A 21213-nucleotide genomic window follows, 5' to 3' on the forward strand; every position below is an offset into this window, starting at 1 on the left:
CATTTTCTATTGCGAATCGGGCGACTAAGATAGCTCGATTGGAGATAGAAAAATATAACCAGCTGGATATTTTTCTGAACGAATCGGTGCTATTATGGCATGCCGGTTCGTTTTTTTTATCCGGAGGAACATATGACAGAAAATCAAGGATTGGTTGGCGAAATCCAGGTCGCCAGTGACAAAAGTATGACACATCGGGCAATTATCTTAGCTGCGATGGCCAGAGGAAAAACAATCATCAACAATCCACTAATTGCTGCTGATACAAAACAGACGATACGAGCAGTTCAACAATTGGGAATTAGTGTTACACATGAGCAGTCTAGTGTCATGATAATCGTTAGCCCAGGAATTGTTGCCATTAAAAAAATGGTTAGTGGTAACAGCTTAACTTTTGATTTTGGTAATTCTGGGACAACGACACGTCTAATGATTGGTTTGTTGGCTGGAATTGGTCAGTCAGCAGTTATTACTGGAGATGACAGTTTATCTAAAAGACCAATGGATCGTGTTGTGACATTGTTAGAAAAATATGGTGCTAAGATTGAAACTCATGAAGGTAAATTACCGCTGACTATCAAACAAGGAATTACGGGAAAAGAGATTCGAGAGGATTTACAAATACCATCTGCACAGGTCAAGACGAGTTTAATGCTTGCCGGTCTAGGTGCCAATATACCAGTTATTATTTATGATAAATTTGGGACACGAAATCATACAGAAAATATGCTGCCTACTTTTGGTGTGAATGTAAATCAACAAGCAAGTATGATTTATATTCCTGAAAATCAGTCGTTACATGGAACAAAATTGACTATACCAGGTGATGCATCTTCTGCAGCTTTTTGGCTAGTGGCAGGCACATTGGTATCAAATAGCCAAATCACATTACGTAACATAAGCATTAATCCTACTCGAAGTGGTGCTCTTCAAGTGTTACAAAGAATGGGCGCTGATATTTTGATTAGTAATCAAACAAATGATGCTGGCGAGGCATTTGCGGACATTGTTATCAAAACAGCGAAGCAGCTAAATGCAACAGATATAAATGAACGTGAAATGCCTGCACTTATTGATGAAGTCCCGATTATTGCTTTAGCAATGCGTCAGGCAAACGGCATTAGTCATGTGACGCATGCAGAAGAATTGCGTGTAAAAGAAAGTAATCGCATCATGTCTGTAACAGAGACCTTGAATTCGTTTGGTGCCAAAATTAGGGCAAATCAAGATGGCTTTACGATTAGTGGACCTGCAAGTCTTAAAGTACCTGTGAAAAAGGTATCTGATCATGACGATCATCGAATTGCAATGTTGCAGGAAATTACAGCACTTGTTACGAGTGATGGGACCACAGATTTTAAAAAAAGGGATAGTGTGAAAATATCTTACCCACAGTTTTATGAAGATTTGAAGGAGTTAACGCATGCCTAAAATCATTGTTATTGGTCTTGGTGCTATGGGAGCATCTCTTGCAGAGGCACTCAATACACATCAAAATTATATCGTTTATGGTTATGACTTATTGGATAGTGTCTCACAAACAGCTGTTTCCGATGGTGTGATCCAACAAGCAATTTCTTGTAATCAAATAAATAATACATCTGTTGATTTAATAATTTTAGCGACCCCTCCAACTGCAATCAGTGAGCTATTAAGTCTGCTTGATCCACAACAGTTGATCTTGGATCTTGCCTCTGTTAAAACACCTATTATGCAGGCAAGTGAAAACCATTTCCATTTTGTGGGTGGTCATCCAATGGTTGGTACTGAAAAAAAGGGTTATGGTGGACGACATGCAGTTAACTATAGGTCAGCAAATTTCTTTTTGATGGGTAAACAATTAGATATCAACCATGTAATTGATTTGCTTGAACCAATCCATTCACACTTCATTCAAACAACAGCTAAAGCGCATGATGAAAATGTTGCCATGACTAGCGATATGCCACACATAGTTGCTGATGCGCTTGTTGCAGCCGTCATAAAAAATCAGGAGACTGAAACGACATTATCAGAATATGTTGGGCCTGGATTTAAGGATACCACTCGCATTGCTGGTGCTAATCCAGAACTATGGTCACAAATATTACATGCAAACCGAGATGCGACATATATAGCAGTAACGAAATTTTTAGAAGAATTACAAAAATTACAAGAAGCATTAAGTGAGAATGATCCTTCAGTTTTAACGGCGATATTAACAAAAATACAAAATGGAAGGCGAACATTATTATGAAAATTATTTTAATTGGTTTTATGGGTGTTGGAAAATCAACAGTGGGGAATAATTTAGCAGAAGTATTGCATAAACCATTTATCGATTTGGATAGTATGATTGAAGAACATACTGGGCAGAGTATTCCTAACTTTTTTTCAAAAGTAGGTGAAGGTTCTTTTCGAACAATTGAGGCAAGTCTTCTGACAAAAGCACTTCAAATGGAAGAGGTTGTGATTAGTACAGGAGGTGGAGTTGTTGAAACTCGCCAATGTGTTGACATACTACGGAAATCTGGTGGCCTGGTGATTTGGTTAAATGGCACGTTTTCTACGGTAACTGATCGATTATTAAACACAGTGGTTGATCGTCCACTCTTGTCAGGGAAGCCATTACCAGACTTTTTCAATCTTTGGAAACGACGTCAGAATATCTATGCGGATACTGCTAATTTTGAGGTAATTACAGATCATAAGAACATTACTGAGATTAGTAATGAAATTATTCAACATATGGATCATCCAACAAAATTTGATACGCTCCGAAGCCAAATTGATTCATTTGACAATGCAACTCTGCAACAGCTGGCTGCACGGATGACTGTTGTTGACCAAGTTGCTTTGATTAAGAAGAATCACAAAATTCCAGTCCTTCAAACTGCACGGATGGCAAACATGCGACAAAGATTAAACAAAGCGTTTGTGGGCAAATTATCAAACGAATTAATTGAAGAATACATGTCATTCGTTACTGGAGCCGCAATTTCTAGAGAAGAGCAACAAATATGAAAATAAAAAATTTAAATAGCATCCAGACTCAAATTAGTATTTATCTCATTTATATTGTTCAAGGGTTTGCATTAATTATTTTGGCACAAACCATTGTTTCATTAACACACATATGGCAAACAAATTTAGCAGGTGCAACAAGTGTTGTTTCAGCTATTGGAATTGGTAAATTAATTGCTTATCCGTTGCTTGGTGAATTAGCCGATCATATTAGTCGTAAAAGACTACTCTTTAGTGCAATTTGCACGTATGCATGTTTTTTTGCTTTCATTCCGTTAACAATGGCTGTCTGGCAAGGCATGATTTTAACAACTTTAGCTGGTATTGCGAATGCAGAACTAGACGCGGTTGCTTACCCAACTTTATTACAAGTACATCATGGAAAATCTAGTGGAAATGTACTCATAAAGGCAATGATTTCACTTGGAGAAGGCGTGTTACCGTTAATCATTCTACTATTGGATGACCGTCGTCTGTGGTTCGGATGGGCATTCTGGAGTGCGATTATTTTGCTGATTGGTGCGGCTATTAGTCTGTGGTATTCAAAAATACCTAATCATCTTATGGATGCTACGCATGAGCAAATGCCGGATACAAGTACAAATAACAACGAACATTGGTACCTAATGAATGCAATCTTTTTGTCCTATGGATTTTTTGCAATGTGGTTGATGGTTCATTTCACACAATGGGTAACCCAGTATTTTGAAACTATTGGTCATTATTCGTCAATGCATGCGCATTTGCTAATGACTAGTTATAGTATTGGCTCTGTGATTGGTGTCATAACAGTCTTTTTGTTAACTAATCGGCAGGTACTAAGTGAAAAGTTATTATTGATTGTAATGAATCTTGTATCATTCTTTAGCTTAATTATTATTCTAGTTGATCAAAATCAATCGTCGATGATCGTCACTATAGGTGTTACCTTATTTGGTATCTCTGCAGCGGGAGGAGCTTTACAATTGGGTATTGGTCAATATATTGCGCAAAAACCGGCAGCTAGTGGTCGATTAACTGGATGGTACTTTTTTCAAGTAGTTTGGCTATCTTTATTATGCCATTGATTACAGGTCATTTTGCCGAAAACAATTTGCAACAAGTCATGCAAAGTTTAATTTTCGTGGCCCTAATTAATGTCGTTTTAATTCTTGTGTACTTATGGGTTAGTCGTGAAACTAATCTGAAAAAAGACGGAGGTCAATAATAATGAGATATATGACAGCGGGCGAAAGCCATGGACCAGAGGAAATCGCCATTATTGAGGGGATTCCAGCTGGATTAAAAATTACTCAAGATGATATCAATCATGAACTTGCACGACGGCAGCATGGTTATGGTAGAGGGCAACGACAAGTAATTGAAACAGATAGTGTTAGCATCTTATCAGGTGTACGGCACCAAATAACATTGGGTTCGCCAATTACTCTGAATGTGCATAATGATGATCATAGTCATTGGTCAAAAATAATGGATCCAAACACGCCGGCCACTGCCGAGAATTCAATGCGAAAAGTCTTACGTCCACGACCTGGTCATGCGGATCTTGTAGGGGGAATGAAATATCGTCACGATCAGGATCTTAGGAATGTTTTGGAGCGGTCTTCAGCTAGAGAAACCGTCATGCGAGTTGCTGTTGGGGCTGTTGCCAAAAAATTATTGCAAGAAATTGATGTAGATGTACATGGTTTTGTATGTAATATTGGTCCGGCACACAGTGATATGAGCATATTGACGACTTTTCAAAATCTGGATGAAATTCGTAAAACTTCTGAAAAATTTCCGACAAGAGCGCTGGATGTAAAAGGTGATGCTGATATGCAAGCGGTAATAGATCAAACAAAAATCAATGCTAATACAGTAGGAGGTACTGTACAAGTAATGGCAACAAATATGCCAGCTGGGTTAGGCTCATATGTATCAGCAAATGAAAAGTTGGATGCTAAGCTTGCACGAGCAATTATTAGTATCAATGCATTTAAAGGTGTTGATTTCGGTGGTGGATTTGCCAATGCTGAAAAATTTGGTGATGAGGTTATGGATGAAATTATTTGGGATGCAGATAAGGGCTTTTCCCGTACTAGTAATAATTTAGGTGGATTTGAAGGTGGTATGACCAATGGCGGTGTCATTGTCGTCCGTGGTGTGGTTAAGCCAATTCCTACTTTATATCGACCTATGCAAAGTGTTGATATTGATACACATGAAAATCACAGAGCATCAATTGAGCGGTCTGATACAACGGCAGTTACCGCAGCAGCAGTTATTGCAGAATCTATGGTTGCTATTGAGCTTGCAAAGGCAGTATTGGACAAATTTGATGCTGACAGTATTGATCGTTTAAAGGAACAAGTGGCAGAATATCGTAATGAAATCCAAAAGTTCTAGTCTAGGAACTAAATGTTTAAGAGATTAGTTAAAAAATCCGTGTGTTTGCATGAAAGGTTTTTGCTTAACAAAATAATGATCAAGAGATGGAAAAAACATCGAAACTGAATGAGTTTCGATGTTTTTTAGGGTATTTACACGTATTGATAGTGAAAGTGTTCTGCATATTTGTTTATGTGCATACCACTTGTCTAATTTTTTAATTACAACATCGTAATAATTTGCATCAAAATTGGTACGACAATCACGAATAGGACAGTCGAAGTTGTGACAACATTTGTCGCATATTCGACGTCACCCTTAGCATCACCAACCAAAATTGGCAAAACAGCTAATCCAGGAGCAGCAGCTTGGATAACCAATGTACCTTGTTCAACTGATGGAATGTTCATTGTATGCTTAAACAGCATCATGATAATAATCATAACGGCAGGGGCAAAGACAAATCGACCAATTAGAGCGACAATCGTATCACGATCGAAGTGAATTGACTTTAAACCAGCGTCTGCTAGGACAATACCAATGTAAATTAATGACAATGGTGTTACCACGCCACCAACCATTGAGAAGGTTTTATCAACTAACGTAGGTAAAGGTAAGTCTAGTAACAACCATACTAAAGCAACGATAAAGCCTAACAATGGAGCAGGTAACAATTTCTTCCAGTTAAACTTTCTGGTATTGTCAGACTTTGGTCCGTCATTAGAAACAAAGAAGATACCAATTGCCCATGTTGAAACAGTGTTAGCAAGATAGTAAACCAAGAAGAACGACAATGAATGTTGTCCAAATAATGCCAAGTTTAACGGCAAACCGATAAAGATTGTATTTGCGTTCACGAACATGTTTATGAACGTGCCACGACGGCCTTCTCGAACCTTCAAAATTTTCGTCAAGAGCCAAGCAATTAGGTAGCCAACAGCAAATGAAATAATGACGAAAACTAATGACCCAGAAAGTGCAATCAATTTTGAACGGGTTAAGTTATCCAAAACACCAACGAAGATGTTTAAGGGCAGGGCAACCTTCATAATTAAGAATTCAATATCATGTTTGAATGAGTCTTGGAACTTGCCACCGTTTCGTAGTAAGTAACCCAAAGCAATCACGAAGATAATCTCAACAACGGATGAGATTGATGTTAGCAATGCAGACATTTTACGAAATAACTCCTATATTTGATTAGTATTTAGGTGTCCATTGAGCAGACTTAACAGCAGCTTCAACGTCATCTATTTTAATTTGATTTAATCCTTCAGCAATTGCTTGTTTAACTACAGCAACTGCCACACGAAATGACATTTCTGACAAACGTGATACAGGTGGCAAAACAGGAGCACCAGGTTGAGAAGTGTCAACCATACCGCCTAAAGCATGGGCAGCAGCCGAAATCATACCGTCTGACAATATCTTAGCTTTGGCAACAATTGTTCCCAATCCCAAACCTGGGTAAACTAGCATGTTGTTAGCTTGGCCGATTTCGTAGGTTACACCATTTGAAGCCACAACTGGATCGACAGGTACGCCAGCAGCAACCAAGGCTTTACCGTCTGACCACTTAATCAATTCATCTGGCATTGCTTCGTGTAACTTTGTAGGGTTTGACAATGGAAAAATTTTTGGGTGATCAGTGTTAGCAATCATTGCCGCAACAATCTCCTTGGTAAATGAACCAGGATTAGTTGACGTACCGACCAAAACAGTTGGTTTAACAGTCTTAACAATTGTTAATAAGTCCGTTAATTCATCAGCATTTTCAAATTCTGAACGTGAACGAGCAAAAGGTTTTTGTTCAGGTGTCAACGTTTCATCATCGTCAAATAATAGTCCTTGACGATCAACCATATAGAAGTGCTTACGAGCTTCTTCTTCCGATAAACCTTGTTGCATAAATTCGGCCAAGACACGACTAGCGATACCTGTACCAGCTGAACCACCACCGTACGTCAAGTATGTTTGTGACTTAATGTCTTCACCAGTAATAGCCAAGGCACCCAAAACAGCTGATGTGACAACGATTCCAGTTCCTTGAATGTCATCATTAAACGTTGGCCAGTTTTTCTTATACGTGTTCAAAATTTTCGTTGCCGTTGAACGTCCAAAGTCTTCAAAATGTAGGTACATGTCTGGGAACAGTGATTGTGCAGTCTTAACAAATTTATCAATGAATTCAAAGTATTGTTCACCGTGAACACGTTCGTGGCGGTTACCCAAATATAGTGGATCTTCCAACAACTCTTTACGATTCGTACCAGCGTCAACAGAAACTGGTAAGACTGAGGTAGGGTCGATACCGGCAGCAGCCGTGTAAACCATCAACTTACCAACGGCAATATCAACACCCTGGACACCCCAGTCACCAATTCCCAAGATACCTTCAGCATCAGTGGCAACTAATAATTTAATCTCGCGTCCATCAGCAGCATTTTTTAGCGTAGCTGCAATGTTCTCGGGGTGATTAATATCCAAGAAGGCAGCGTTTTGTGGATTTACAAATAATGCGGAATAGTTTTCGATTGTGTCTGCAATGGTTGGATCATATACAATTGGCATGAATTCAGCAACATGTTGATCTACCAAGTAATAGAATAAAGTACGGTTTGTGTCGAATAATGTTGATAGAAAAATACGCTTTTCAACGTTGTTAACCTTTGTTTCGTATTGGGCATAAGCCTGATCAGCTTGCTCTTTGATTGTTTGAACATGGGCTGGTAACAAACCAGTTAAGCCAAGTTTTGCACGCTCTTCTTCAGTAAAAGCAGTACCCTTATTCAAGAAAGGGTTGTTTAAAATTTCTTGTCCACGCATTGTGTAATTGTCTCCTTAAAATTAAATAATAATTTCTTAACGATGCCTAGTTTACTATCTATAAATTTTTATAGTCAAATTATGCAGATATGATAAAATTTATTTATAAATCAACGGATGGAGGAATTGTTATGAATTTAAAGGATCTGTCATATTTTTCTGCCTTGGCGCAGCTGAAACAGTTCACTGCTGTTTCTGAGCAATTCGGTGTCACTCAGCCGACAATTACATATGCTATCAAACGACTAGAGGATGAGTTTGATAGCGAACTACTCGAACGTCATGCTTCAAAAAAGTCGGTAGAACTAACTCGAACTGGTGAACTTGTGTTGGATCTAGCTAAACAAATTCAAAGTGAAATTACCTTCACGAAGGAAGAGATACGGTTACATTCACTAAAGAAACTGCGATTCGGATTGCCACCAATCATTGGAAATTATTATTTTTTACCGGTCACGCGTGAACTTGCTAAAACGCATTTACTTCCAAATTTTGAGGCAGTAGAACTTGGGAGCGATGATTTAATGGCACAAGTTAAGGATGGTAAATTAGATTTTGGCTTAATTGCATCGATTGACGATGTCCATATTCCTGGTGTTAATGAAAAAAAAGTTGCCTCATTCCCATTTGTATTAGCAACCACGAAATATGACATGCCTGATGAATGCTATTTTGAAGATGTTGCAAGTGAAGATTTCATTTTGTTTAATGAAGGATTTATTCACAGTCGTGTCTTTAAGGAACTAACATATAACACGGAAGTTTTTCCCCATATTTTGTATCAAACCTCAAATGTTGAGGCGCTCAAAAGCGTAGTAAGGGAAGGTTTGGGCATGGCATTGATTACAACTTTGGCGTTGCGTGAAACTGATCATGATATGCATTACATCAATCTATTGAACAAAAACTTACCAACATTCAACATTTTTCTTTTAACACGTGAAAATGTGCCACTAAATGATCCTCAGCAAGCAATTTTGCAAACTATTAATAATTACATCAGTAAGTAAACTAATAATTACATCAATAAGTAAACAGTCATTCACTTAAAATGTGCCTGATAAGTGAAGTAAGACAAAAAAGCCGCCCTCAACTTTGTCGAGTAAGGCGGTTTAAGATTATACTTTGAAGTATACTTATTTAATTTTTATGATGAATAATTTTAACAAAAGACCATGTTTTACCTTCATCTATAGAATGATAAAGAGCTTGTGCAAGACCACCTTCATAATCACCCTGAGTTCCTTGACCAACTTTCATTTGTAGACCATCTTTTGTCTTAGTAGGCATATCAGGTGCAACAAATGGTTCATAATCATCTTGATTGTCTAATGATATTTTTTTTGTATCATAGGTCACTTCGGAAAAAGTTTTTCCAGCATCTTCAGTACGATATAATTTGGAACTAGTACCTGAGTTCTGTGATAAAGCAACAAATCCAAGGGACTTGCTCAAAAACTTTACATTTAATGCTGTACCACCTTCTCCATGAAATGGATCATTATTCAGAGGTGTCCAGGTTCTACCACCGTCATTAGTCTGCATTAATTTGTAATAATACGTACCTAGTGCAGCATTGACCACTTGTAGACGATACCCAATTTTTTTGCTTCTGAATGATTGGACTTCGTTTGTGTTTAAATCAGTTGTTGGATCTGGTGCTGGTAAGTCAGCACTTGCCTTTATGCGACTATCAAAGAATCTAAAGAATGCTTGTGCTGTTTCTCCATGAATGTAAATTGGCACATTATACTGGAATGTTTGCTCAATGTCTGTGGTATCACCATTTTTATTAACATCAATAATTCCTTGTTGTGTAGGCTTTAATTGTGTTATTCCAGCATAGTATAAATCGAAAGTTGATCCAGCTTCATTTTTTAAAGTATTAGAAAACTTTGATGTATTCGTAATTTTTAACAGAGGGTCAATATTGTTAGATTTTTTAACTACTGTAGCATCAAAATCACTTTGACTTCTACGAATTATAATTTTATTACTTTTACTAGTGTCGTAATTGATTAGGTATGTTTGTCCAGATTTATTCTTATTTTGACCGGTTAGATAACCCTCGAACAGGGTGATTTTTCCATTATGATCAAAAGTAATTTTCAACGGGTCATCAGGAGATACATAAAGTTTATTTGGTAAGTTTACTTTTTGTCCTATGCTAGCAAAAAATTCATTTAAACCGTTATTGTATATGTTATCTTTTGTTACTTTTACACTACGAACTTTAAAAATATAATCTAGCCTGTAATTAAGACGGGTACCAATTTCCTGTGCACTTCGATATTGACCAATTACTAGTATAATGCACAATGAAAGAAATATTGCAGGTCCTATAAAATTCCAAGACTTATATAAAGTTCGTGATGAAAAATACTTTTGTACTTTTTTCCAAGAATTAAAATGGATAATACACCAGATGAACCAAGTCAAAATACTGATGCTAATTATGATGACTAAGGGAAGGTTTAAAAGTACATTACCAAAATTTGCTATATTGATGAGTAACCAAACTAAGATAGCAAAAACTACAATGACAATTGGATTAAATAGTCTAGCCCAGAATAAGTATTTTTCTTTTTTAATCAATTATTTTCTCCTACTATTTATTGTTGAGTTTCTAATTAAATTTTAAAGTTATGGTCCTATAAAATTTAGATTCATGAATAAAAACCACTCTTTAACTAGTTGTGTATTAGTGAATCAAATGCAAATATGGTCAATTATAAGATTATATTCAGTAATCGTTTTCACTTTTTAATATACTATCAAAAGTGGCGTAAGCATATAATTTGCTATCATTTGCGAACACAAAACCAATTTCAAAAGTAGTCAAATAATCAGTGATGAGTTACTTATCCCAACACATCGACAACAACAAGAAGTAAGGCAAACTAAAAACCGCCTCATGCTTTGATAGGTAAAAAGGCGGCTTTAAATTCAAATTTAAACAGTCAACGTTGGCGTAAGTAAGGACTCGTGTTATCGCACGGGGCTTTTTTGTTTACGAGTAAATTATAACGTGACTTACGTGGACATAAAAAAACACAGTGATCTGAATAGATTTTACCCTGTTCAAGTTATTGGGTACATCGAAACAGTTGTGTTTTTATTTTGCATCTTTAGGGTCAATACCATATAGCTCAATATGATAACCAGAAATATTGAGACCACTGGCTTTTCGAGCTGCGTCAAGTAATGGTTGTACGTCAAAATTATTAGCATCGATGATTTCGTGCGTTTTCTGATTGATGATGTGGTAGTGTGGTTCACCATAGTAATCAAAATGACGTTTATCATCATTACTATCAATAACAATGACTAACCCAGTATCCACTAATTTTTCAAGTGTGTTGTAAATGGTGGCTAGACTAATTGATTGTAAGTCAGCATGGATCATTTCAGCTGTCGGATGAGTTTTATGAGACATCAGATAATCTAAAATAATCATACGCTGAGTCGTCGCTTTAAGTCCACGCCCTTGCAATATATTTCGTAATTTTTGCTCAAGCATCAGCATCTCCGTTCAATATGACCTCATTATATCACGTCTAAAATATTCTACAAACCAACTTGAATTGTGCGACAAAGAGGGTTATGATTTTAATAGATTAGAATGATTCTAAAATAGGAGTGATGATAATGTCAGAAAAACAAAGTTTGATGCAACGCGACAATATTATTCGTGCAGCAGTAATGGGAGCAAATGATGGCATCTTGTCTGTTTCGGGAATCATATTGGGTGTTGCAGGCGCCACAAGTCATACCGGAACTATTTTGTTAGCTGGATTTGCAGGCACGTTAGCGGGTACTGTTTCAATGGCGATGGGGGAGTACGTTTCAGTCAGTTCACAACATGATGCAGAAGAAAAAGTTCGTCGGGAACAAACAAAAGCATTAGCGGATGATTATAATAAGGAGTTTGACTTTGTCCAAAAAAAATATGAAGCGCATGGTATTTCATTAGAGTTGGCCCAACAAGCAACTCGAGAAATGATGAATATGGACCCCTTGGTGACAACTGTGCGTGAACGTTATGGTTTTTCGTTAGATCATGAGTTAAGTGCAAAAGATGCAGCTCTAGCATCTTTGATTAGTTTTCCGATTGGTTCAGTGCTACCGATGTTGGCAATTTCACTGTCATCACTTCGTGTGCGAGAATTAGTAACTTTTTTTGCTGTTATTGTGGCTTTGGCCATAACAGGCTATACAGCCGCCTACTTAAATGGTGCTGAAAAAAAGCATTCTGCAATTCGTAATGTGTTTGCTGGTGTGTTTACCATGCTTGTAACTTATGCTATTGGTAGCTTATTTAGATGAGGGTAGAGATAATGGAAAAGAAAAATAGTATTAAAATGACTATGGATGAGCGATTGAATACTATACGTGCCGGTGTTCTGGGGGCAAATGATGGTATTTTAACTGTTGTTGGTGTTCTTTTTTCTGTGGCTGCTGCAACAACTAATCATTTTGCCATTTTTATTGCTGCCTTAGCTGACCTACTAGCATGTGCATTATCAATGGCTTCTGGTGAATATGCATCTGTTAGTTCACAAACTGATAGCGAAAAAGTCGTTGTTGCGAAAGAACGACAATTACTGATTGATGACTTTGATGGACAAAAGCTTGCAGTCACTAATTTTTATCAAGAACGTGGTGTTTCAAGACATACGGCTGATAAAATTGCAGATGAACTACTCGCTAAAAAACCGCTAGAAACAGTTTTGAGTGTTAAATATGATTTCACGTTAGGCCATTATATGAATCCTTGGTCGGCAGCGTGGTCATCATTGTTTAGTGCCGCTATTGGTGGTGCTTTCCCGTTAGTAGCTTTGGTATTGGTAACTGGGCACTATCAATTTGTCGCTACAATTGGTGCAACAGTTGTCGCTGTTGCATTAACTGGATTTTTGAGTGCTAGAATCTCTAATGGTCTTATCAAACGTGCGATTATTCGAAATATTATTATTGGTCTTGCAACAGTCGCCATTCATTTTGGTATTGGAAAACTATTTTGAAATAGACTTACCCATGAAATTATTTATCATTATAGAAAAGAATGCCATCAGAAAAGAAGGGTGTCAAAAGTTTCTTCATGATAGCGAGAAATTCTTGTGGCGTCTCTTGGAAATCAGATTTTACCCATTCAGAAATTAAATTAAGTGCCATACCTACTAAGGCTGTTGAGGCATAGCGCTGAGGAATTGCTAACTGTTCTAATAAATGTTTTTCTTGCCAAATTTCTTGATCTGTTTCAATTAATTTATTAATGAATGAGCGATCTTCTGTTGAGTCTAGAAGAGTAGAAAATTTTTTTCCATTACGATAGATATATAACACAAGTTGTTGATAATAATACTCCATCTGGGGTTGTTCTGTTTCTGTTTTTTGTGTTATGAGTGGCGTTGGAACTTGTAGGGTTACTTTTTTAAATTCAGACAGTAAATCATCTTCAATAGCAGTTAACAAATCGTCTTTATTAGCATAGTGTTTATAAAACGTTGCATGATTTACGTTTGCCAAGTTTAAAATTTGTCTAACTGTAATCTTGGAATAATCTTCAGTATAAAGTAATTGCCAAAATGCTGTTTTAATTGCATAATTAGTTTTTTTAATTCGTAAATCTGTCTTTGTTGTCATGGTGGTATTTCCTTTCTGATAATAGCCACATTTATGAATTTTGTCGGTTGTGTACTGACTATAAGGGGATTATAGTACAGATTATAGACAGATGTCTATTTGATTTAATCTAGCCTGAATAGAAGGAGTGATTTTTATGGTAAAAGCTCGAGTAATGGACACATCAGCAGATTTTAAAAAATTAGGGATTGATCCTACAAAGGTACAAACGTGGGAAGATGGACGCCGTGATACGGATGAAGCTGGTCATAATGAAGTTTGGTACTTTGACGGTATCTTAGATGATGGTGGTAAATTTATGGTTGCTTTCCGGCCAAAATCACCTTACAAATTAAATGAAGCTGGTGACGAACCTAATACTAATATTATGATTACTACTCCGGATGGAGCCACTAAACAGGATTTCCAATCATATTCAAGTGAAGAATCTCATATTGGTAAGGATAAATGTGATTTGCAATTTGGACCACATACTGCAGTTGGTGATTTTAAAAACTATGATGTTCATTTTGAACCAGTTAATGGTGTTGGCTTAGATTTACATTTTGAAGCACTGGTTGATCCATTTAGACAAGGTAATAGTGCGGTTATCACTTTGGGTGAAAATGATGAATATCATTATACTGATTTAAATGTCCCTAAAAATAAAGTAACCGGAACTCTATTTTACGATGGTGAGAAACATGAGGTTACTGGTCTTGGTTATCATGACCACCAATGGATGAATATTCATCCAATGCAGGCTTGGCATCACTGGTTGTGGGGTCATTTGTACACTGAGAAGTACACGGTGATGGTTTATGATTTTGTTTCTAATGAGCGTTTTGGATTTGAACGTGTACCATTCTTTGGTATTGAAGATAATAAAACAGGGCATGTGGTTTATATGACAGACGGTCATGTAACTTTGGATTCTGAATTAGAAATCAATTCAACAGGCAAGGTTTTTCCTAAGACTAGTGAGTATACTTTCCAAAATAAAAACGATAACAAAAAGGTTATTTTCACGGTTAAATGGCGTGATGAAATTGAAACACGTGATATTTATGGTGATGCAAATGAACAACAAAAGGCAGCCTACGATCAAATGGGTATTAACCCAGTCTATATGCGATATTACGCAGATGGTGATGTGAAGATTATTGATGGTGATAATGTTGATGAGTCGTCTGGTGATATGATTTATGAATATAACTATTTAGGTAAAGAGGACGAACGTGCAGATGTTTAATCAATCTTTTTGAAAGAAGGACTTAAATAATGGCAGGGTTAGTAAATGTTGTGAAGTGGCAAGTTCCCGTAAAAAATCATGATGACATGATTAAGCTAATGTCAGGTGGTATCGAGCGTGATGGTCGTGGAATCGATGAACAGCGCTGGCATCCAGAAAACATTTTGTATAGCAAAACTAGAACATTTTATCGGGTTAATGAGCGAGATCCTGAAATAGAAGATTGGTTCTTTATGGATGAATATGATGACCCGGAACTATTTAAACAACAAATTGAGATTTGGAAGGATAGTACAGACACTGTTTCCTATGCTAAAGAGCACCATGCCCGATGGAAGCGGATTGCAGTGCCAGGTTCTTTTGATGAAAAGCAAGTACAATTTAATGAAATTGAACCGCTAACGATTAATTTTGAACCCTTTGCTCGGCGACAACGAGCAATGCAACGAGAAAATGATCCGTGGTGGTGCTTACCTAAAGAAAAATAAATTATGGCGCGTTTTTCTGGTCCACAAAATCATGGACATTTGAAGATATAACAATTAAAGTTTGCATAACCAGTTATTGATTTGGAATGAGTTAAACAACGCTTGCTTACAAGGACAAATTCACGAATTTATTTTTCTACTATTTTGTTTTTTGAAAGATGACAACCTAGACTACTCGTATACAAATTAAAAAGTCGTTGAATCCGTTGATATAACAAGGGTTTAACGGCTTTTATGATATAATAAATTCATGGGTTAAAAGGCGGTGGCTAATCTTTCCGAAAGGGGTTGATGCCTATGGACAAGTGTTCGTAGACTTCAAAATCTAATGAAAGGAGGATTAGCTAAACATGTCTGTTCACGATGCAATATCTTTAATGATATTGTTCGGGAGCTTTTTGTTGGCATTGTTGACATATATCGACAATCACAACAAGAAGTAAGACAAGCAAAAAACCGCCCTTAACTTTGACGAGTGAGGCGGTTTAAATTTATATTTACTCAGCCACAGTTGAAGTAGCCCAGGCCTCGTGTTGGTAGCACGGGGCTTTTTGTTTAGATTCATTATAGCATGCGATGTTATTTTTTCAAAATTCAGACACTAATAAATCTAGCTGTTCTGAATAGGAGATAATAATGTCTTCCTATTTAAAAATAAAGGTGATTATTCAGAATATATTAAGTTCCCTGGTTTAATTTTATATCTATCATAAATGATTTAAGTGTATAATCATCATTATAAATTAACTTTATATTAATTTTTCTAATGATAATTTAATCAAGGCGAGTTTTGAACTTGCAAAGATTATCGTGTAAATAAAATCATTAAAAGTTATCAGAATATGACAAATTAAAGCCTTTCCGTAACTAATTATTTAACAAGAGGTATAAAAATGAAAATAATATTTTTACCAGGTTTAGGACAAGATGCCACGGCGTGGAACAAAGTGATAGAAAATTTAAATATAAATCTTGAACCAGAATCATTAAACTTATTTTCAACAATTGATGATAATACAAAATTAACTTTTGAACTACTGCATAGAGAAATAGCACAAAAATTGCAAGTTATAGATGAACCATATATTTTGTGTGGGTTATCATTAGGTGCAATCTTGGCTTTATCAAGTGCACTGGATGGTAATCGCTTAGTAAAAGGTCTAATACTTTCTGGTGCCCAATTTGAGAGTCCTAATAAATTATTGATTGACTTGCAAAATCTTATGTTTCGATTTATGCCTAGTAAAAATTTTATTGAATTAGGTATTACAAAGAAACAAATGATTGCATTTTGTCAATCAATGAAGTCATTAAATTTGCGCCCAAAATTAGATCAGTTAAATATGCCAACCGCTATCATTTGTGGTACTAAAGATAAGGCTAATTTACCGGCATCCAAAGCACTGCATGCTGAGATTCGTGACTCTGAGATAAAGGTCATTGACGGTGGTCACATGCTAAACGAGGAGACACCTGTAGCGTTTACAAAAATAATTAATGAATTTTATGCAAAATATTTTTCAGTTAGAGAACAAGTAAGTTGAATTTGTAAATTTCAAACATAAAAATGTACGAGGTGAAAATGAAAATAATTGATCTAGTACGACATGGGGAGCCTGACACATCAATACATGACGACTTTCTAAGACCATTAACTTTAACTGGAATTAGACAAGCGGAAATGGTTTCGTCAAAATTACAAAAGCAACCATATACACATATTTTCGCAAGCCCACTGCGTAGATCTGTTGAAACGGTAGTTCCGTTAGCCAAAAAGCAGAATATTTCAGTTGAAACTAATAACCTTCTTGTTGAGCGAAAGATGCCGGAATGGTTTGATTCAAGTCAAAAATTTACAGATTATATTAACCATCAATGGCTAGATTTTAAATATTATCAAGCCGGGGGAGAATCATTACAACATGCTCAAACTAGGTATATTTCTTTTATTAAGGATAAATGTAAAGAGGATGAGCATATTGCCATTGGTTCACATGGAACGGTGATGAGCACTATATATGAACTTGTTTATCCAGGTAAAGGTTTTGAATTTTGGAAATATTTGCCGTATGGTTCAATATTAAGATTGAAAATCAGCCATGAATCATATATTTATGCTGAATTGATATAATAAATTTGTTTAATTATGACACTAGAAAAAATTTTTTAGATTTTTAAGAGGTAGAAAATTAATTCAAAGTTATAAGAAAAGTGGAGGAGCCCTAAGCATACTACCTATTTTTTGGGACAGGGTATTTTTCTTGACGATATTTGTAATATTGTTGTTAAGCCTATTTCAAATTCAAATAATACCTTAGGAGAAATATTAATTATGATTATTATTCAAATCATGTTGCTTTTATACTCAGCCCTGATTTTAATCGCCTCAGTACAGTTTATTAAAAAAGAAAGTAAACATGACTTAATAATATATGCCAATTTATTTTTCACAGTAATAATTATTGTGCTCGATTATTTTATGGGAATTTTAATTGTTAAATGGATTATCACCTTTTCTCTGGTAGGTATGCAGATAACAGCAATGCTTAATGGAAAGCATCAAAACAATTTTCATTTATCACATCATGTAACTAGAATGATTATAACCATTATTTTTATTACATTTATGTTTTATTAGGGGGATAAAAATGTTTACATATCAAATTGACAATGAAGTTAGTCTAGCTTTACCAAGGCCTAAGATTGACGCTGAGCCTTTATTTACTCTTGTTGATGAAAGCAGAAAAGAATTAGAACCATGGTTGCCTTGGGTAATAGGTATGAAAAGTGTGGATGATGAAGAAAAGTTCTTAATTGATGCTATGAAACACTTTGGGACAGGTTACTCATTGAATACTACTATTCTTTTTAAAAATCAGCCTGCTGGAATGATTAGTTTTAATAAATTTAGGGCAATGGATCAAAGTACAGAAATAGGTTATTGGTTAGGAACAAAATTTGTAGGTAATGGAATTATGCATCGTGCAGTGTCTGGTATGTGTGACATAGGATTTTATGATTATAATATCCATAAAATAGAAATTGGAGCAGCAGTGGAAAATCAGCGGAGCAATCGTGTTGCTAAAAAAGCAGGCTTTCATTTTGATGGTTCTTTTCGAGATATAGAATTATTATCAGATGGATTTTATGATGGTAATATTTGGACGTTACTTAAAGATGAATGGAAAAGCAAAAAGTAAAATGAACTTCCAGTGGATTTAAATGATGATCGTAAGATTTCATTACAAAATTTGAAGGAAAAAACGCCATACTTAGAAATTGGATGGGAAAAATAAATTTATTGCCTGGTAGTGAATGAGTGCAATCTTAAAAATGTTGACCAATATAGATAAACGGCAGGTAAAATGCTCAGAGATAAATTAATATCGTATCACATCTAAAACCTTAATATATACAAATTAAAAAGTCGTTAAATCCGTTGATATAACAGGGATTTAACGACTTTTATGATATAATAATTTATGGGTTAAAAGGCGGTGGCTAATCTTTCCGAAAGGGGTTGGTGCCTATGGACAAGTGTTCGTAGACTTCAAAATCTAATGAAAGGAGGATTAGCTGAACATGTCTGTTCACGATGCAATATCTTTAATGATATTGTTCGGGAGCTTTTTGTTGGCATTGTTGACGTATATCGACAATCACAACAAGAAGTAAGACAAACAAAAAACCGCCCTTAACTTTGACGAGCTAGGCGGTTTATATTTAAGTATAATCACAGCCACCGTTAAAGTAGCCCAGGCCTCGTGTTGGTAGCACGGGGCTTTTTGTTTACAAGTAAATTATAACATGACTTGTTTTATTGACAAAATTAAATCCATAAGAAAATTTATTATGTTTTTTATCAAAGTAACCAATCTTTTCTTAATTACAGGGATTTAACTAAACTAATGTTTTTAGATATCCTTCACCCCAGTTTTCCATTGCATTAATTACTGGCTTAAGGGTTTGACCAAATTCTGTAATTGTATATTCAGTTTTAATTGGAATAACAGGATAAATTTTTTTATCTATAATGCCGTCTTCTTCTAGCTCTGCTAATTGTTTTGCAAGCATACGTTTGGTTACATAGGGTAGTCTATGTTGTAACTCTGAAAAACGCAATACTTTATCTTTAAAAATATGATATAGAATAACACTTTTCCATTTTCCAGAAATAAATTGCAGCGTATTTTGAACAGGGCAACCTGCTTCACAATTATAAATTTCCCTCATCATAATGGCCTCTTTTATAAATATTTTCCATATTTCTCCTTAATATAATTAATATTATCACGACATAATACAATTTAGTTAGGTGAATTATGATTCACCTAGTATAAATTTTTCCACCATGTGTCTTTAAATTCACGTCTTAACATAATTTCTAATGCGACTATTATTTATGTTGTGAGGAGGATCGATATGACAAATAAAATTAAGGCAGTGGGTTTCTATCAGCATTTACCGGTTTCTGAGAAAGATAGTCTACAAGATTTAACTATTTCAGAACCAGTTTTAAAAGATAGAGATATTCTAGTTAGAGTGGATGGTGTCTCAGTTAATCCAGTGGATACAGGGGTGCGACGAGGTGGACGAAAAAACAAACTAGTACATCCTAGAATTATTGGTTGGGATTCAGTGGGGCAAGTTATATCCGTAGGAAAAAAGACGAGTTTATTTAAGCCAGGTGATCGGGTTTGGTATGCAGGAGAATTTACACGTTCAGGTAGTAATGCACAACATCAGGTAGTAGATGAGCGTATTGTTGGACTAGCGCCTAAAAACTTAAGTAATCAGCAAGCCGCAGCTGTTCCTTTAGTAGCTTTAACCGCGTATGAGTCATTGTTTGAAAAGATGGGTGTTACTTTAAAAAGTAATAACCAAAAGGTACTGCTGATTATCAATGGTGCTGGTGGTGTTGGATCGCTAGCCATTCAACTAGCAAAATTAGCAGGATTAACAGTTATTGCAACCGCGTCCAAAGAAAAATCAGTTGAATGGGTGAAAAAATTGGGAGCAGATTTTGTTATAGATCATCATCGGGACTTGATTAAACAGGTTAAGGACTTACACTTACCAGAAGTAGACTATATTCTTAATTTAAACAATTTGGATGCACATTGGAATGAAATAGCAGAAATTATTAAACCTGAAGGTCATGTTGTAGCTACAACAGAGAATAGGCGACTAATTGATTTGCAAAAACTTACTAAAAAAAGAGTTACGTTCAGCTGGGAATGGATGTATAGCAAATCGTATTATCAATTAGAGTCAATGATTACTCAGCATAATATTTTAAATAATATCAAGGATTTATATGAACAGAGAAAATTAATTCCTGTAGATACCATAAACTATGTGCCTATTAATGCCAATAATTTGCGTAAGGCACATGCGGATGTCGAATCCGGAAGAATGGTGGGTAAAGTTACACTAACTGGATGGGAGAAATAATTATAGTATGACTTTTCCGATTATTGAATGAACAAAATATACGTGCAATAAAGCATAGTAGCATCTTGATATTTTAAATTTGACTTCTCTAAAAATTAAATATAGATTAAAATTATTGAAAATAATTAATCGAAATCTAACAAACAAAATGTGTTTTATGGAGGAGGTAAAATTATAAATGAAACTATGAATCTT

The 21213-nt window shown here is 35.6% G+C and carries 23 protein-coding genes; 17 read left to right on the forward strand and 6 right to left on the reverse strand.

What is annotated here, in order from left to right; translation table 11 throughout:
- Positions 1–132 precede the first annotated feature (132 nt).
- The 5 genes from aroA to aroC all read left to right on the forward strand — a co-directional run bounded on the left by aroA (position 133) and on the right by aroC (position 5391).
- Positions 133–1431: a 3-phosphoshikimate 1-carboxyvinyltransferase gene (gene aroA, locus ACQ4QH_RS04265; RefSeq protein WP_439819391.1), complete on the forward strand. Its 1299-nt coding sequence runs from the start codon at positions 133–135 to the stop codon at positions 1429–1431.
- On the forward strand, positions 1424–2236 hold the full coding sequence (locus tag ACQ4QH_RS04270) for a prephenate dehydrogenase (RefSeq protein WP_439819392.1): 813 nt from the start codon (positions 1424–1426) through the stop codon (positions 2234–2236). The genes aroA and ACQ4QH_RS04270 overlap by 8 nt, the downstream gene beginning before the upstream one ends.
- Positions 2233–3003 carry a shikimate kinase gene (locus tag ACQ4QH_RS04275; RefSeq protein WP_439819393.1) on the forward strand — a complete coding sequence of 257 codons (771 nt, stop codon included), beginning with the start codon at positions 2233–2235 and terminating at the stop codon, positions 3001–3003. The genes ACQ4QH_RS04270 and ACQ4QH_RS04275 overlap by 4 nt, the downstream gene beginning before the upstream one ends.
- On the forward strand, positions 3000–4070 hold the full coding sequence (locus ACQ4QH_RS04280; protein WP_439819394.1) for an MFS transporter: 1071 nt from the start codon (positions 3000–3002) through the stop codon (positions 4068–4070). Before ACQ4QH_RS04275 ends, ACQ4QH_RS04280 begins: the two co-directional genes overlap by 4 nt.
- Positions 4071–4212: 142 nt before the next feature.
- The gene (aroC, locus tag ACQ4QH_RS04285) at positions 4213–5391 is read left to right on the forward strand and encodes a chorismate synthase (RefSeq protein ID WP_216811154.1); all 1179 of its coding nucleotides are present in this window, start codon (positions 4213–4215) and stop codon (positions 5389–5391) included.
- A gap of 203 nt (positions 5392–5594) precedes the next feature.
- Here the strand turns inward: aroC and ACQ4QH_RS04290 are convergent, their stop codons facing one another.
- Together ACQ4QH_RS04290 and ACQ4QH_RS04295 are read right to left on the reverse strand one after the other, a co-directional pair.
- Entirely contained in the window at positions 5595–6548 is a 954-nt protein-coding gene (locus ACQ4QH_RS04290) for an AEC family transporter (RefSeq protein ID WP_439819395.1), read from the reverse strand.
- Between the two features lie 25 nt (positions 6549–6573).
- A complete protein-coding gene (locus tag ACQ4QH_RS04295) occupies positions 6574–8199 on the reverse strand; it encodes a malolactic enzyme (protein WP_439819396.1) in 1626 nt (541 codons plus the stop codon).
- A gap of 131 nt (positions 8200–8330) precedes the next feature.
- Here ACQ4QH_RS04295 and ACQ4QH_RS04300 point away from each other — a divergent pair, with 131 nt between their 5' ends.
- Complete coding sequence (locus ACQ4QH_RS04300) at positions 8331–9209, forward strand: LysR family transcriptional regulator (RefSeq protein ID WP_439819397.1); 879 nt, start codon at positions 8331–8333, stop codon at positions 9207–9209.
- Between the two features lie 130 nt (positions 9210–9339).
- Here ACQ4QH_RS04300 and ACQ4QH_RS04305 read toward each other — a convergent pair whose 3' ends face one another.
- Both ACQ4QH_RS04305 and ACQ4QH_RS04310 read right to left on the reverse strand, forming a co-directional pair.
- Positions 9340–10794 (reverse strand): hypothetical protein, encoded by a 1455-nt coding sequence (locus ACQ4QH_RS04305; RefSeq protein WP_439819398.1) that lies wholly within the window; start codon positions 10792–10794, stop codon positions 9340–9342.
- Between the two features lie 520 nt (positions 10795–11314).
- Complete coding sequence (locus ACQ4QH_RS04310; protein ID WP_150222839.1) at positions 11315–11719, reverse strand: Fur family transcriptional regulator; 405 nt, start codon at positions 11717–11719, stop codon at positions 11315–11317.
- A 128-nt stretch (positions 11720–11847) separates the two neighbouring features.
- Between ACQ4QH_RS04310 and ACQ4QH_RS04315 the strand changes: the two genes are divergently transcribed.
- Complete coding sequence (locus ACQ4QH_RS04315; protein ID WP_439819399.1) at positions 11848–12525, forward strand: VIT1/CCC1 transporter family protein; 678 nt, start codon at positions 11848–11850, stop codon at positions 12523–12525.
- Positions 12526–12536: 11 nt separating this feature from the next.
- Positions 12537–13223 carry a VIT1/CCC1 transporter family protein gene (locus tag ACQ4QH_RS04320; RefSeq protein ID WP_439819400.1) on the forward strand — a complete coding sequence of 229 codons (687 nt, stop codon included), beginning with the start codon at positions 12537–12539 and terminating at the stop codon, positions 13221–13223.
- Positions 13224–13242: 19 nt separating this feature from the next.
- On the opposite strand, the gene ACQ4QH_RS04325 is transcribed toward ACQ4QH_RS04320, so the two are convergent.
- The gene (locus ACQ4QH_RS04325) at positions 13243–13845 is read right to left on the reverse strand and encodes a TetR/AcrR family transcriptional regulator (protein WP_439819401.1); all 603 of its coding nucleotides are present in this window, start codon (positions 13843–13845) and stop codon (positions 13243–13245) included.
- A 136-nt stretch (positions 13846–13981) separates the two neighbouring features.
- Here ACQ4QH_RS04325 and ACQ4QH_RS04330 point away from each other — a divergent pair, with 136 nt between their 5' ends.
- The 8 genes from ACQ4QH_RS04330 to ACQ4QH_RS04365 all read left to right on the forward strand — a co-directional run bounded on the left by ACQ4QH_RS04330 (position 13982) and on the right by ACQ4QH_RS04365 (position 19239).
- A complete protein-coding gene (locus ACQ4QH_RS04330) occupies positions 13982–15076 on the forward strand; it encodes a lipocalin-like domain-containing protein (protein WP_439819402.1) in 1095 nt (364 codons plus the stop codon).
- Between the two features lie 29 nt (positions 15077–15105).
- A complete protein-coding gene (locus ACQ4QH_RS04335) occupies positions 15106–15564 on the forward strand; it encodes a hypothetical protein (RefSeq protein ID WP_439819403.1) in 459 nt (152 codons plus the stop codon).
- Positions 15565–15914: 350 nt separating this feature from the next.
- On the forward strand, positions 15915–16007 hold the full coding sequence (locus ACQ4QH_RS04340) for a putative holin-like toxin (RefSeq protein WP_219843350.1): 93 nt from the start codon (positions 15915–15917) through the stop codon (positions 16005–16007).
- Positions 16008–16457: 450 nt separating this feature from the next.
- Positions 16458–17108 (forward strand): alpha/beta fold hydrolase, encoded by a 651-nt coding sequence (locus ACQ4QH_RS04345; protein WP_439819404.1) that lies wholly within the window; start codon positions 16458–16460, stop codon positions 17106–17108.
- 38 nt (positions 17109–17146) lie between these two features.
- Positions 17147–17695 (forward strand): histidine phosphatase family protein, encoded by a 549-nt coding sequence (locus tag ACQ4QH_RS04350; RefSeq protein WP_439819405.1) that lies wholly within the window; start codon positions 17147–17149, stop codon positions 17693–17695.
- A 201-nt stretch (positions 17696–17896) separates the two neighbouring features.
- The gene (locus ACQ4QH_RS04355) at positions 17897–18202 is read left to right on the forward strand and encodes a hypothetical protein (protein WP_439819406.1); all 306 of its coding nucleotides are present in this window, start codon (positions 17897–17899) and stop codon (positions 18200–18202) included.
- Positions 18203–18212: 10 nt separating this feature from the next.
- Positions 18213–18764 carry a GNAT family N-acetyltransferase gene (locus ACQ4QH_RS04360; RefSeq protein WP_439819407.1) on the forward strand — a complete coding sequence of 184 codons (552 nt, stop codon included), beginning with the start codon at positions 18213–18215 and terminating at the stop codon, positions 18762–18764.
- Positions 18765–19146: 382 nt separating this feature from the next.
- A complete protein-coding gene (locus ACQ4QH_RS04365) occupies positions 19147–19239 on the forward strand; it encodes a putative holin-like toxin (protein ID WP_219843350.1) in 93 nt (30 codons plus the stop codon).
- Between the two features lie 225 nt (positions 19240–19464).
- Here ACQ4QH_RS04365 and ACQ4QH_RS04370 read toward each other — a convergent pair whose 3' ends face one another.
- Entirely contained in the window at positions 19465–19797 is a 333-nt protein-coding gene (locus tag ACQ4QH_RS04370) for a winged helix-turn-helix transcriptional regulator (protein WP_439819504.1), read from the reverse strand.
- A 189-nt stretch (positions 19798–19986) separates the two neighbouring features.
- Here ACQ4QH_RS04370 and ACQ4QH_RS04375 point away from each other — a divergent pair, with 189 nt between their 5' ends.
- Positions 19987–21018, forward strand: a complete 1032-nt coding sequence (locus ACQ4QH_RS04375) for a zinc-binding alcohol dehydrogenase family protein (RefSeq protein WP_439819408.1) — start codon at positions 19987–19989, stop codon at positions 21016–21018.
- The last annotated feature ends 195 nt before the right edge of the window (positions 21019–21213 follow it).

The sequence above is a fragment of the Weissella paramesenteroides genome, assembly GCF_051903945.1.
Taxonomy (GTDB): Bacteria; Bacillota; Bacilli; order Lactobacillales; family Lactobacillaceae; genus Weissella; species Weissella paramesenteroides_A.